This window comes from Streptomyces sp. V3I7 (assembly GCF_030817495.1).
Lineage (GTDB): Bacteria > Actinomycetota > Actinomycetes > Streptomycetales > Streptomycetaceae > Streptomyces.
Genome location: NZ_JAUSZK010000001.1, coordinates 3,747,282 through 3,759,951, shown reverse-complemented (window position 1 = coordinate 3,759,951; position 12,670 = coordinate 3,747,282). Strand labels below are relative to the sequence as shown.

General features: G+C 73.6%; 14 protein-coding genes. 2 read left to right on the top strand and 12 right to left on the bottom strand.

What is annotated here, in order from left to right; all coding sequences use genetic code 11:
- Window positions 1–3: 3 nt before the first annotated feature.
- From QFZ74_RS17630 to QFZ74_RS17595, 8 genes are all read right to left on the bottom strand, one after another.
- On the bottom strand, window positions 4–357 hold the full coding sequence (locus QFZ74_RS17630) for a BlaI/MecI/CopY family transcriptional regulator (protein WP_373462402.1): 354 nt from the start codon (window positions 355–357) through the stop codon (window positions 4–6).
- A 217-nt stretch (window positions 358–574) separates the two neighbouring features.
- Window positions 575–754, bottom strand: coding sequence for a hypothetical protein (locus QFZ74_RS17625; protein ID WP_307621778.1), 180 nt, complete (start codon window positions 752–754; stop codon window positions 575–577).
- 79 nt (window positions 755–833) lie between these two features.
- Complete coding sequence (locus QFZ74_RS17620; RefSeq protein WP_373462401.1) at window positions 834–1,448, bottom strand: hypothetical protein; 615 nt, start codon at window positions 1,446–1,448, stop codon at window positions 834–836.
- 118 nt (window positions 1,449–1,566) lie between these two features.
- Window positions 1,567–2,364, bottom strand: coding sequence for a type III pantothenate kinase (locus QFZ74_RS17615; protein WP_307621777.1), 798 nt, complete (start codon window positions 2,362–2,364; stop codon window positions 1,567–1,569).
- 5 nt (window positions 2,365–2,369) lie between these two features.
- Window positions 2,370–3,347 (bottom strand): carboxylating nicotinate-nucleotide diphosphorylase, encoded by a 978-nt coding sequence (nadC, locus tag QFZ74_RS17610; protein WP_307621776.1) that lies wholly within the window; start codon window positions 3,345–3,347, stop codon window positions 2,370–2,372.
- 5 nt (window positions 3,348–3,352) lie between these two features.
- The gene (locus QFZ74_RS17605; protein WP_307621775.1) at window positions 3,353–5,071 is read right to left on the bottom strand and encodes an L-aspartate oxidase; all 1,719 of its coding nucleotides are present in this window, start codon (window positions 5,069–5,071) and stop codon (window positions 3,353–3,355) included.
- Window positions 5,068–6,090 carry a pantoate--beta-alanine ligase gene (gene panC, locus QFZ74_RS17600; RefSeq protein WP_307621774.1) on the bottom strand — a complete coding sequence of 341 codons (1,023 nt, stop codon included), beginning with the start codon at window positions 6,088–6,090 and terminating at the stop codon, window positions 5,068–5,070. Before panC ends, QFZ74_RS17605 begins: the two co-directional genes overlap by 4 nt.
- Complete coding sequence (locus QFZ74_RS17595) at window positions 6,087–7,019, bottom strand: Rossmann-like and DUF2520 domain-containing protein (protein ID WP_307621773.1); 933 nt, start codon at window positions 7,017–7,019, stop codon at window positions 6,087–6,089. The genes panC and QFZ74_RS17595 overlap by 4 nt, the downstream gene beginning before the upstream one ends.
- 194 nt (window positions 7,020–7,213) lie before the next feature.
- Here QFZ74_RS17595 and QFZ74_RS17590 point away from each other — a divergent pair, with 194 nt between their 5' ends.
- Window positions 7,214–8,443 carry a low specificity L-threonine aldolase gene (locus QFZ74_RS17590; protein ID WP_307621772.1) on the top strand — a complete coding sequence of 410 codons (1,230 nt, stop codon included), beginning with the start codon at window positions 7,214–7,216 and terminating at the stop codon, window positions 8,441–8,443.
- Between the two features lie 45 nt (window positions 8,444–8,488).
- Here QFZ74_RS17590 and QFZ74_RS17585 read toward each other — a convergent pair whose 3' ends face one another.
- The gene (locus QFZ74_RS17585; RefSeq protein ID WP_307621771.1) at window positions 8,489–8,704 is read right to left on the bottom strand and encodes a hypothetical protein; all 216 of its coding nucleotides are present in this window, start codon (window positions 8,702–8,704) and stop codon (window positions 8,489–8,491) included.
- A gap of 198 nt (window positions 8,705–8,902) precedes the next feature.
- Here QFZ74_RS17585 and QFZ74_RS17580 point away from each other — a divergent pair, with 198 nt between their 5' ends.
- On the top strand, window positions 8,903–10,006 hold the full coding sequence (locus tag QFZ74_RS17580; protein ID WP_307621770.1) for a DUF5937 family protein: 1,104 nt from the start codon (window positions 8,903–8,905) through the stop codon (window positions 10,004–10,006).
- Window positions 10,007–10,034: 28 nt separating this feature from the next.
- Here QFZ74_RS17580 and QFZ74_RS17575 read toward each other — a convergent pair whose 3' ends face one another.
- Genes QFZ74_RS17575 through QFZ74_RS17565 form a run of 3 tightly spaced genes read right to left on the bottom strand, consistent with a single transcriptional unit; the run spans window position 10,035 to window position 12,623 of the window.
- A complete protein-coding gene (locus QFZ74_RS17575; RefSeq protein ID WP_307621769.1) occupies window positions 10,035–10,667 on the bottom strand; it encodes an AAA family ATPase in 633 nt (210 codons plus the stop codon).
- Window positions 10,668–10,707: 40 nt separating this feature from the next.
- Window positions 10,708–11,379: a response regulator transcription factor gene (locus tag QFZ74_RS17570; RefSeq protein ID WP_307621768.1), complete on the bottom strand. Its 672-nt coding sequence runs from the start codon at window positions 11,377–11,379 to the stop codon at window positions 10,708–10,710.
- Window positions 11,380–11,420: 41 nt separating this feature from the next.
- On the bottom strand, window positions 11,421–12,623 hold the full coding sequence (locus QFZ74_RS17565) for a sensor histidine kinase (protein WP_307621767.1): 1,203 nt from the start codon (window positions 12,621–12,623) through the stop codon (window positions 11,421–11,423).
- Window positions 12,624–12,670: the final 47 nt, after the last annotated feature.

The following is a 12,670-nucleotide window of genomic DNA, read 5'->3' as shown; positions in this document are numbered from 1 at the left end:
ACGCTATCGCCCGTCGTCGTCCTGTGGGGCGGCGGGGTTCTCCTCTTCGCCTTCCAGGGTTTCCGGGACCTGGACGATACGCATGGCGGCTCTCAGCGCCTGGCGCTGTTCGTCGCTCATCATCCCGAAGAACGCGACGAGTGCGGCGGCCGCGTTGTCGCTCTGCGACCAGGCCTCGTTCATGAGGGCCGCGGCGTACGCGGCACGCGTGGAGACGGCCTCATATCGATAGGCGCGCCCTTCCGCCTCGCGGCGCACCCAGCCCTTCTGATGGAGATTGTCCAAAACGGTCATCACCGTGGTGTACGCGATGGACCGCTCCCGCTGAAGGTCTTCCAGGACTTCCCGAACGGTCACCGGGCGGTTCCACTTCCACACCCGCGTCATGACCGCGTCTTCGAGTTCTCCCAATGGGCGAGGCACAGTTCAGAACAATAGTGGGAGATCCCGGTCCATGCTGGCCCGGACGTGCGCCTTCCGCGACAAACGCGAACAAAAAGGGCGTACGACTCGGAAAGCGCGAGGTGCGCGAGTCGTACGCCCAGAGGTGTGGGGCGAGGCCGGGCGGGGCTTCTCAGGCGTCAGGGCCGGCGGAGGCCTGCCGCACGCCGTCCGCGTGCGCGAGGGCCGCGTCGACGGCGGCGTCCTCCTTGGTCTTCGCGGCCCCGCCCTGGGTCTTCACGATCACCCGGACCACAGCGATGAACAACGCGGCCATGACGACCGGGGGCACGAGCGCGGAGACATAGTCCATGCCCCCAGGGTAGCCAGGGGGACATCGGCGGACGGACCGGGGTGGGTCCGGCGCCCGGCCCCGTGTCGCGGTGCCCGTCTCAGCCCGCGGCGAGCCGCTGGTGGGGCGGGTTGGGCGTGCCGGGGGACGGGGCGGGCTTGCGCCGGGGGAAGACCTCGCCCGGGGTGGGGACGGGCCTCGACGGCTTGGGCGCGGCGGGCTGCGGGGACGGGCGCTCTGCGGGCTTCTTGCCCTGCTCCTCGCCCTTGTCGCCTCCTGGCAGCGCCATCAGCAGCCGGGGGCGACGACGGGAGGCGGGCACGGTGGCGGTGGCATCCGGGTGAGCTCCGGGGCGGTCCAGGCGGTCGAGCAGGGCCGCCGCGGCGCGGTTCCCGCGCAGGGCGCGGAGCGCGGCCAGGTCGTCGGCGAGGGGGCGGTATCCGGCGCCCAGCACCTCCTCCAGGAGTGCCAGATAGCCGGCCGCGGCGCCGGGGAGGGCGGCGCGGTACCGGCCGAGGTCGGCCACGAGGAAGGCGCGCAGCCTGACCCCCTCGTGCATCGCCTCGTCGAGCGACTCGGCGAGGCGGAGACAGTCCTGGACGTCCTCGGTCGAGGCGGGGCCGGGGTGAAGGGCGAGGGCGAGAGCGCGGCGGAGCACGGGCAGCTCCTCCGCACCGAACGCCATGCCGCCGCGGGATCCGTATGGCGTGGGCATGCGGTGACGCTACCGCTAATCGGACAAAACAGACGGCTCGGGCTGCCGTGTCGCTCCCCGGTTTCCCTCAGCTGGGGCGATGGGCCCGGGCCGGCGCCGCGGGGCGCCGGCCCACCGCTCACGCGCGGGCGACGTTCCGCTCGTACACCAGGCGCAGGCCGATCAGGGTCAGCCACGGCTCGTGCTCGTCGATGACCGACGACTCGCTCAGCACTATCGGCGCGAGCCCGCCCGTGGCGATCACCGTCACGTCGTCCGGGTCGTCGGCCAGCTCGCGGGCCATCCGGTTCACGACCCCGTCGACCTGTCCGGCGAAGCCGTACACGATGCCCGCCTGCATCGCCTCGACCGTGTTCTTGCCGATCACGCTGCGCGGGCGGGCCATCTCGATCTTCCGCAGCTGCGCGCCCTTGACGCCGAGGGCGTCGACCGAGATCTCGATGCCCGGCGCGATGACGCCGCCGACATACTCCCCGCGCGCGGACACCGCGTCGAAGGTCGTCGCCGTACCGAAGTCGACGACGATCGCCGGGCCCCCGTACAGCTCGACGGCCGCCACCGCGTTGATGATGCGGTCGGCGCCGACCTCCTTGGGGTTGTCCGTCAGGATCGGCACGCCCGTCTTCACGCCGGGCTCCACCAGCACCGCGGGGACGTCCCCGTAGTACCGCCGCGTCACCTCGCGCAGCTCGTGGAGGACCGAGGGCACGGTCGCGCAGATCGCGATCCCGTCGATGCCGTCGCCGAGCTCCTCGCCGAGCAGCGGGTGCATGCCCATCAGGCCCTGGAGCAGGACGGCCAGTTCGTCGGCCGTGCGGCGGGCGTCCGTGGAGATGCGCCAGTGCTCGACGATGGTGTCGCCGTCGAACAGGCCGAGGACGGTGTGCGTGTTGCCTACGTCGATCGTCAGGAGCATGGCCGTTACTCCGCCTCGCGCAGGTCCAGGCCGATGTCCAGGACCGGGGCGGAGTGGGTGAGGGCGCCGACGGCCAGGAAGTCGACGCCGGTCTCCGCGTACGCGCGCGCGTTGTCGAGCGTGAGCCGGCCGGAGGCCTCCAGCTGGGCGCGCCCGTGGACGATGGCCACGGCCTCCTCGCACTCGCCGGGCGTGAAGTTGTCCAGCAGGATCAGGTCGGCGCCGGCGTCGACGGCCTCGCGCAGCTGGTGCAGGGTGTCGACCTCGACCTCGACGGGCAGGTCCGGGAAGGCCTCACGGACGGCCTTGAAGGCCTGCTCGACGCCGCCCGCTGCGAGCACGTGGTTGTCCTTCACCAGAGCCGCGTCCGACAGGGACATGCGGTGGTTGACGCCGCCGCCGCAGCGCACGGCGTACTTCTCCAGAGACCTGAGGCCCGGCGTCGTCTTGCGGGTGTCGCGCACGTCGGCGTCGGTGCCCTCCAGCACGTCGGCCCACGCGCGCGTGGCCGTCGCGATGCCGGACAGGCGGCCCAGGATGTTGAGGGCGCTGCGCTCGGCGGTCAGCAGGTCGCGGGTGCGCGTGGTGACCGACAGGAGCTTCTGGCCGGCCTCCACCCGGTCGCCGTCCTCCACGTGCCGCTCGACCTCGAACTCGTCGGTGCACACCACGGAGAGCACGGCCTCGGCGACGCGCAGGCCCGCGACGACGCCCGCCTCGCGCGCGGTGAAGTCGGCGGTGGCCACGGCGTCCTCGGGGATGGTCGCGACGGTCGTCACGTCCACACCGCCCGCGAGGTCCTCCTGGACGGCGACGTTGGCGATGTCCTCGACCTCCAGGGGGTCGAGTCCGGCGTCGGCCAGGAGCTCGGCGAGCGCGGGGTCGAGCCCGCACTCCATGTACGCGTCCTCGGCGTCCGCGCCGCAGGCGCAGCCGTCGCCGCAGCCACCGGTGTCGGCAAGGGGAAGGTCGGGGGTGCTCACTGCTGTCACTGCTCCTGGGGACGGTGCTGCCGGATGGGGGGAAAGTCTGCGGTGCCGGTGGTGTGCAGGGTGGGTGTCCGGTCCGGATTCAGCCGTACGACGATGTGGCGCCGCCAGCGGGCGTCGTCGCGGTCGGGCCGGTCCTCGCGCCAGTGGCAGCCGCGGGTCTCCTCGCGCCGCCGGGCGGCGGCGACCAGGACGCGGGCCACGCACAGGAGGTTGGTGGCCTCCCAGGTGTCGACGCCGGGCTCGGCGGTCCGGCCGGTCTCGTCGAGGACCTCGCGGGCCTCGGTGTGCAGCCGCGACAGCTGGTCGGCGGCCTTGGCGAGGGACTCGTCCGAGCGCAGCACGCCCGCGCCCCGGGTCATGATCCGCTGGATGGCGAACCGGGCCTCGGCGCCGAGCAGGGGGTGCGCGGGCTTCTCGGGCCGGGCGACCGGCGCGGGCACGCGCGCGTGCAGGCGGCCGTCCGCCTTGAGCGCGGCGATGTCGGCGGCGATGCGCTCGGCGTAGACCAGGCCCTCCAGCAGGGAGTTGGAGGCGAGCCGGTTGGCGCCGTGCACGCCGGTGCAGGCGACCTCGCCGCACGCGTACAGCCCGGGGACGGTCGTCCGGCCGTGGGCGTCGGTGCGGACGCCGCCGGAGGCGTAGTGGGCGGCCGGGGCGACCGGGATGGGCTCGGTGACCGGGTCGATGCCGTTCGCGCGGCAGGCGGCCAGGATCGTCGGGAAGCGGTGCTCCCACATCTCGGCGCCGAAGTGCCGGGCGTCGAGGAACATGTGGGCGGCGTCCTGCTCCCCCATGCGGCGCGTGATGCCCTTGGCGACGATGTCCCGGGGCGCGAGTTCGGCCAGTTCGTGCTGCCCGGCCATGAAGCGCACTCCGTCGGCGTCGACCAGGTGGGCCCCCTCGCCGCGCACCGCCTCGGAGACCAGCGGCTGCTGGCCCTCGGCGTCGGGGCCGAGGAACAGCACGGTCGGGTGGAACTGCACGAACTCCAGGTCGGAGACCTCGGCGCCCGCGCGAAGGGCGAGCGCCACGCCGTCGCCGGTCGACACCGAGGGGTTGGTGGTCGCGGAGAAGACCTGACCCATGCCGCCGGTCGCGAGGACGACCGCGGGGGCGTGCACGGCGCCCACGCCGTCGTGCTGCCCCTCGCCCATGACGTGCAGGGTGACGCCCGCCGTGCGGCCCTCGGCGTCCGTCAGAAGGTCGAGCACGAGCGCGTTCTCGATCGTGCGCAGCCCCCGCGCGCGGACGGCCTCGACGAGCGCCCGGGAGATCTCCGCGCCGGTGGCGTCACCGCCCGCGTGCGCGATACGGCGGCGGTGGTGGCCGCCCTCGCGGGTGAGCTCCAGTTCCCCTTCGGAGGACTCGTCGAAGTGCGCGCCGGTGGCGATGAGGCGGCGTACGGCGTCGGGGCCCTCGGTGACGAGGATGCGTACGGCCTCCTCGTCGCACAGGCCGACGCCGGCGACCAGGGTGTCGTCCAGGTGCTGCTCGGGGGTGTCGCCCTCGCCGAGGGCGGCCGCGATGCCGCCCTGCGCCCAGCGGGTGGAGCCGTCGTCCAGGCGCGCCTTGGTGACGACGACCGTCCGCAGACCGGCGGCCTCGCAGCGCAGGGCGGCGGTCAGGCCGGCGACGCCGGAACCGACGACCACCACGTCCGCGTCGATGGCCCACCCGGGGTCGGGCGCGTGCAGCCGTATGCCGGTGCCGGTCACGAGGCGTCCCCCAGGGTTCCGAAGGTCAGCGGGAGGTTGTCGATCAGCCGGGTGGTGCCGACCCGCGCGGCGACGGCGAGGACGGCCTCGCCGGTGAAGTCGTCGTCGATCTCGGTGAAGTCGGACGGGTCGACGAGTGCGAGGTAGTCCAGTTCGAGCGGCGGGTCGAGGCGGGCCGCGTCGTCCAGGACGAGCCGGGCGGCGGCGCGGACGGCGGCCGGGCCGCCGGGCGCGGCCTTGGCGACGGCGTGCGCGTCGGCGGCGGCGCGGGACTCCCCTATGGCGCTGAGCGCCTCGGCCCGCGCGCGCGTGGCGGGCACTTCGAGGGCCCGCGCGCGCAGCGCCTCCTGGGCGGCGTGCCGGTCGCGGCCCGCGAACAGCGCCCGGGACAGGGCGAGGGCGGTGTGGCGCTCGTCGGGCGTGAGGTAGCGGTTGCGGCTGGACAGGGCCAGGCCGTCCTCCTCGCGCACGGTCGGGACGCCGACGATCTCGACGCCGAAGTTCAGGTCCCGCACCATGCGCCGGATCACGGCGAGCTGCTGGGCGTCCTTCTGCCCGAACAGGGCCACGTCGGGGCGCGTGAGGTGGAGCAGCTTGGCGACGACGGTGAGCATGCCGTCGAAGTGCCCGGGACGCGAGGCACCCTCCAGGCGCTCGCCCATGGGACCCGCGGTCAGGCGCACCTGGGGCTGCCCGCCGGGGTAGACCTCGTCGGCGGAGGGCGCGAACACGACGTCGGCACCGGCCTGTTCGGCGATCTTCAGGTCGGCCTCGAGGGTGCGCGGGTAGCGGTCGAGGTCCTCGCCCGCACCGAACTGGAGCGGGTTGACGAAGACCGTGACGATCACGAAGCCCTTGTGGCCGACCCGCTCGCGCGCGGCCCTGATCAGGCTGGCGTGGCCTTCGTGCAGGGCGCCCATCGTCATGACGACGGCGGTACGACCGGGCACCGCGAAGTGGTCGTGCACGTACGTCAGGTCATCGACCGTCGGTGCGAGTTCGAAGGGACGGCGGCTCATCGGTCTTCCTCGTTCTGTGTCGGGTCCGTGCCCGTGGCGAGCACTCCGAGGAGGTCCTCGGCGAGTTCCGGCTTCAGCCGCCCGTGCGCGAGCGCCCGGTCGGCGGTCGCGCGGGCCATCGCGAGATAACTCGCGAGGGTCTGCGGGGCGTGCTTGCCGAGCTCGGTGACGTGCGCGGCGACGGTGCCCGCGTCCCCGCGCGAGACGGGCCCGGTCAGGGCCGCGTCGCCGGAGCGCAGCGCGTTGTCCAGGGCGGCACCGAGCAGCGGACCGAGCATCCGGTCGGGGGCCTCGACACCGGCCGTGCGCAGCAGCTCCATGGACTGGGCGACCAGGGTCACCAGGTGGTTGGAGCCGAGGGCGAGGGCGGCGTGGTAGAGCGCGCGGTTCTCCTCGGCGATCCACTCGGGCTCGCCGCCCATCTCGATGACGAGCGCCTCGGCGGCCAGCCGCAGCTCCTCGGGGGCGGTGACGCCGAACGAGCAGCCGGCGAGCCGCTCGACGTCCACCGGGGTGCCGGTGAAGGTCATCGCGGGGTGCAGGGCCAACGGCAGCGCGCCCGCGCGCAGGGCGGGGTCCAGGACCTTCGTGCCGTACCGCCCGGAGGTGTGCACCATCAGCTGTCCCGGCCGTACGGCGCCGGTCTCGGCGAGTCCCGACACGAGGCCGGGCAGGGCGTCGTCCGGGACGGTGAGCAGGACCAGCTCGGCGCGCTGGAGCACCTCGGCGGGCGGGACCAGCGGCACACCGGGCAGCAGCTGCTCGGCGCGCCGTCTGGAGGCGTCGGAGACCCCGGAGACGGCCACCGGGCGGTGCCCGGCGAGCTGGAGGGACGCGGCCAGCGCGGGGCCCACCCGGCCGGCGCCGACGACGCCCACGGTGAGCCGCGCGGGGCGGTCCTTGGGGTCTGGCTGTTGGTCTGTACTCACGCGACGGTGGCCTTCCCGTTCCAGTCCGCTCTGGGTACCGGACGATTTCTCGTCATGTTAACGCGATCGGGTCCGGGGCCGACCGGTTGTCCACAGGCTGTGGGTTTCCACGGGCCGCCACCACGGACGGGTTTGCGGGTCGCGGCACGATAAACCGGCTGCCCGCACGCAAAGGGCACGGCATCATCCCCCGCATGAGCGATACGGCAGTACACGGACAAGAACAGCCGAACCAGGAACAGGCACAAGAACAGGCACAAGAACAGCCGCCCCGGGAACAGGCACAGGAACAGACGCGCGAGCAGATAAGAACGCGCCGCAGGGCCGCCCACCGGACGGCGACGCGCGCGCTTTCGCGCGCGGGCTGGCACGGCACCCTCCGCGAGCGGCTCACGCGGCTCATGGAGGCGGCGCCCGAGGTGTACGACCTGGACGAGCCCGGGGACGTCTACGGCAACCGGGTCGTGGCCGCGCTGGAGGACCGGGTCGCCGCACTGCTCGGCACGGAGGCCGCGGCGTTCTTCCCGACGGGCACGATGGCCCAGCAGGTCGCCCTGCGCTGCTGGGCGGCCCGCACCGGTGACCCCACGGTCGCCCTGCACGCCCTCGCCCACCCCGAGCTGCACGAGCGGAACGCGTTCAGCCAGGTCAGCGGCCTGCGTCCGGTCCGCGTGACCAGCGAGCCCCGGCTGCCCACGGCAGCGGAGGTACGCGACTTCGAGGAGCCCTTCGGAGCGCTGATGCTGGAACTGCCCCTCAGGGACGGCGGTTTCGTGCTGCCCACCTGGCAGGAGCTGACGGAGACCGTCGAGGCCGCGCGGGGGCGCGACGCGGTGGTGCACTTCGACGGGGCGCGCCTGTGGGAGACCACCGAGCACTTCGGCCGCCCCCTGGACGAGATCGCGGCCCTCGCGGACAGCGTCTACGTCTCGTTCTACAAGTCCCTGGACGGCTTCTCCGGCGCCGCGCTCGCCGGCCCCAGCACCCTGGTGGAGGAGGCGAGGACCTGGCGGCACCGGTACGGCGGCATGGTCTTCCAGCAGTTCCCCGCCGCGCTGTCCGCGCTCGTCGGACTGGAACGGGAACTGCCCCGCCTCCCGGAGTACGTGCGCCACGCGCGCGTGGTCGCCGCCGCGCTGCGCGAGGGGTTCGCCGCGGCCGGCCTGCCGTGGGCCCGCGTGCACCCCGAGGAGCCGCACACCCACGAGTTCCAGGTCTGGCTGCCGTACGACCCCGACGTCCTCGCGGAGGCGGCGGTGCGCCAGGCCGAGGAGACGGGGACGCTGCTCTTCGCCGACGCGTGGGTGGCCCGCGGTCCAGACGTGGCCGCCACCGAGGTCACCGTGCGCTCCGCCGGCCTGGAGTGGACGGCGGACGACGTACGGACGGCGGTCGCCGACTTCGTGGCCCGGCTGAACGGCTGACCAACCGACCGGCTGACCGGCCGGCCTGGACGGACGGCGAAGAGCTCAGCCGATAGGGCGCCGCATCGGCCCTAGCCACCGACGCACGGCGCGCCGCAGCCGACCGCGTTCCGGCCGGCCGGTCAGGTCGGTGCGCAGCTCCCAGGAGTCGCGCAGTTCCCGTACGACCTGCCAGTCGTGGGTGCCGGGCGCGGGCGGTGGGGTCTCGCCGTGCCGGTGGGCGCGGTGGCTGTCGAGGAGGTACTGCTGGGTGATGCTCATGACGGGATCGCCTCTTCGGGACACGGTCGGCCGGCCGACGCACGGGCGTCGGCGCGATGACGGGTGAACGGGATCCGGAAGGCTCCGCGGCGGCCCCGGCCCCGTCAGCCTGCGCCCGCCCACCGGCCAAGTCCCGTCGATTGACGGCAGCAGTCAATCGACGCGGGCACTGTCAGTGGCCGGGTGCACCATGGGGGCATGAGCGTGGTCATCGACATCAACGGGCTGCCGCCGGAGCGGATTTCGGTCGTGCCCTCGCCCCTGGCGGAACTGGGGATGGCGCTGCACGCGCTCAGCGAGCCCGGCCATCACCCGGAGGTCCAGGGCTGGGCCACGGCCGTCTCCAGCCGGCTGGACCCGTGCCTGGCCGACCGGCTGTGCGAGGCGGAGTTCCTGTGGCGCACGACGTTCTCGGACGTCTTCGCCCCGTTCGCCGGGATACCGGGCCGCCGCGCGCTGCCCGGCGCCACGCTCGCCGAGGAGCTGGACCTGCTCGACAAGCTGACCGACGAGCAGTTCGTGCACGCGGCACTGGAGTTCACCTGCCAGCTCCGGTACGACGTGCGCGAGGCCGGTCCGCTCGACGATCCGGACCTGCGCCGCCGCTCCCTGGAGCTGGCGGCCGCGCGGGGCGCCGTCCAGGAGCGGTTCACCCACCGGCTGCTGGACGACCTGCCGGCCGTGCGCGCCTGGTTCCGGCGGCTGGTCCTCGACTGCGACGAGGCCTTCTTCGCCGACACCTGGGCGCGGGTGCAGCCCCAACTGGCCGCGGACGCCCGCCACAAGACCGAGCTGCTGCGCCGCAAGGGTCTCGGCGAGGCCCTCGCGTCGCTCTCCGGCGCCGTCTCGCTGGACGAGGAGGCCGGTCTCGTCACCGTCGACAAGCTCCTGGTGGGCCGCGCCGCCACTGGGGACGGCGGCCTGGTGCTGGTGCCGACCAGCATCGGCTGGCCGCACCTGATGGTCCTGCACCGGTACGGCTGGCAGCCCGCGATCACCTACCCCGTCCAGGCCTCGCGCCCGCAGGCGCCGACGGTCGAGCAGCTCACCCGCCGCCTGGAGGCGCTCGCCCACCCGGCCCGCCTGCGGCTGTGCCGCCATCTGGCCCGCGCCCCGCACAGCACCGGTGAACTGGCCGACGCGCACGGCATGTCGGCGCCGGAGATATCCCGGCACCTGGCGGTGCTGAGAAAGGCGGGCCTGATCACCAGCAGCCGCCGCGGCCGGTACGTCCAGCACCAGCTGGATCTGTCCACGGTGGCCCGCCTGGGCAGCGACTTCATCGAGGGCGTCCTGCGCTGACGGCGGCAGAGAAAGCCCAGCTCAGGTCTCAGTCGAAGCGGATGTGCCGGGCGGCGACCCGCGCCTGCCGCAGCCGCGTGCGCAGCGCGCCCTCGCGGTTGGGCCGCAGCGTCAGCCCGGCGAGGACGGCGATCCGGTCCGCCGTCTTCGGGACCGTCGCCTGGTCCGTCCACAGATGCTCGGCGAACTCCGGTTCCCGCAGCCGCTCCAGACAGTGGTCGAGCTGCTGGAGCGCCCAGGTCTCCCGGCGCAGACCGGCGTTCTTGCCGACGACGTACTGCAACAGGTGCCCCGGGCCGCGCTCGCGCAGCCGCGCGGCGACCGTCTCGCGCTGCGCGAGGAGCGTGAAGTGCCGTACGTCATGGCCGCGTTCGCGCAGGCGCCCGACGGTCTCCGCGAAGTACCCGGAGTCGGTGACCGTCATGGGGGCGATCACCACGCCGTCGTGCTTGGTCAGGGCCAGGTCGAGGACCTCGACGACGCCCTGCCGCCAGGCGGTCAAGTCCTGGAAGTCGCCGCGCAGTTCTGGCGGGAGCATACGGCGCAGACCGAAGCCGGGGTGCTCGGGATCGCAGATCACGCTGCCCGGCAGGCGTCGCTGTATCTCGTGTGCGGTCTGTGTCTTGCCGCCCCCGAAAGGGCCGTTGATCCACAGGAGCATGCGCAGACCCTACCGGCGCGGCCCGCCCGGGTCAGCCCGTTCAGCCGTGCCCGCCGGCCCGCACCAGACCCGTCTCGTACGCCAGGACCACGACCTGCACCCGGTCCCGCAGCCCGAGCTTGGTCAGGATCCGCCCCACATGTGTCTTCACGGTCGCCTCGGACAGCACCAGCGTGGCCGCGATCTCGCCGTTGGACAGCCCCTGGGCGACCAGCACCATCACCTCGCGCTCCCGGTCGGTGAGCCGCTCCAGCTCCCGGTGCCGGGGTTCCCTGGCGCCGGTGGGCAGCATCGGCGCGAACCGGTCGAGGAGGCGGCGGGTGGTGGACGGTGCGACGACGGCGTCCCCGCTGTGCACGGCGCGGATGGCGGCGAGCAGATCGCCCGGCGGCACGTCCTTGAGCATGAACCCGCAGGCGCCCGCCTTCAGCGCGGAGAACGCGTACTCGTCGAGGTCGAAGGTGGTCAGGATCAGCACCTTCGGCGGCTCGGGCTGCGCGCACACGCGCCGGGTGGTCTCCACCCCGTCCAGTTTCGGCATGCGGACGTCCATCAGGACCACGTCGACGGCGGTGGAGCGCAGCACGTCGAGGGCCTCGACGCCGTCGCCCGCCTCCGCGACGACCTCCATGTCCGGCTGGGCGGCGAGCACCATCCGGAATCCGGTGCGCAGCAGCACCTGGTCGTCGACGAGCATCACACGGATCGTCATCGGGGTCCTCTTCTTCCGTTCTCTCTGCGGTCGCGGTGGCGTCAGTGCGCCGGTTTGAGCGGGAGCAGGGCGCTGATGCGGAATCCTCCGCCCGGGCGAGGGCCCGCGTCGAGGGTGCCGCCGACCATGCCGACCCGCTCGCGCATGCCGATCAGGCCGTGGCCCCGGCCGTCGGCGCCGCCGTCCTCGTACAGCTCGTGCGGGGCGCCCTTGCCGTCGTCCTCGACGAGCAGCCCGAGCCCGTCGTCGAAGTAGACCAGCCGCACGCTCGCCCCGGCGTGAGGGCCGCCGTGCTTGCGGGTGTTGGTCAGCGCCTCCTGCACGATGCGGTACGCGGTGAGCTCGACGCCGCTCGGCAGCGGGCGCGGGGTGCCCTCGACCTTGAAGTCGACGGGCAGCCCGGCGGTGCGGCACTGCTCGATGAGCTCGTCGATCTGCCCTACGCCGGGCTGGGGGACGTACTCCCCGGTCTCCTGGTGCTCGCCGGTGCGCAGCACGCCCAGCAGGCGGCGCATCTCGGCGAGGGCCTGGCGGCCGGTGGTGGAGATCGTCTCCAGGGCCGCCCTGGCCTGGTCGGGCGCGGTGTCGAGGACGTAGGCGGCGCCGTCGGCCTGCACCACCATCACGGACACGTTGTGCGCGACGACGTCGTGCAGCTCGCGCGCGATCCGGGCGCGCTCGGCCGCGACCGCGACCTTGGACTGCGCCTCACGCTCCTTCTCCAGACGCGCGGCGCGCTCCTCCAGCTGCGCGAGGTAGGCGCGGCGGGTGCGCATCGAGTCGCCGAGCACCCAGGCCAGGGCGAACGGCACCGCCTGGAACACGCCCATCGCCACATGGCCGAGGGGGCTCGCCTCCTCGACCGGCCAGCGCAGCTGCGCCAGGGCGGCCGCGCACATCCCGGCGGCCAGGCCGAACCGGGAGGCCCAGCGGGAGCCGATCGCGGCGACCGTGCAGAGGATCACCAGCAGCGCGAAGTCGGCGGGGGTCGGCTTGATGTCGAGGGTCACCTGGGCCAGCCCGGCCGCGGTGGCGAGCAGCAGCATCGGCTCCGGCAGCCGGCGGCGCAGGGCGATGACGACGCCCAGCGCGGCGGTCACGACCAGGACCACGGCGAGCGCCCCGTGGCCCCGCGCCCCGTACAGGTTCACGACACTCGGGCAGGAGAGCCCGAACAGGACGACGGCCCAGAAGCCGTCCACCCACGTCGGGTGCCTGCGGAGGAAGTCATAGAGGCGCTGCACGTGACCCAGAGTAGGCAGCCGCGTGTGTTCGAGGGGTCAACCGGAGG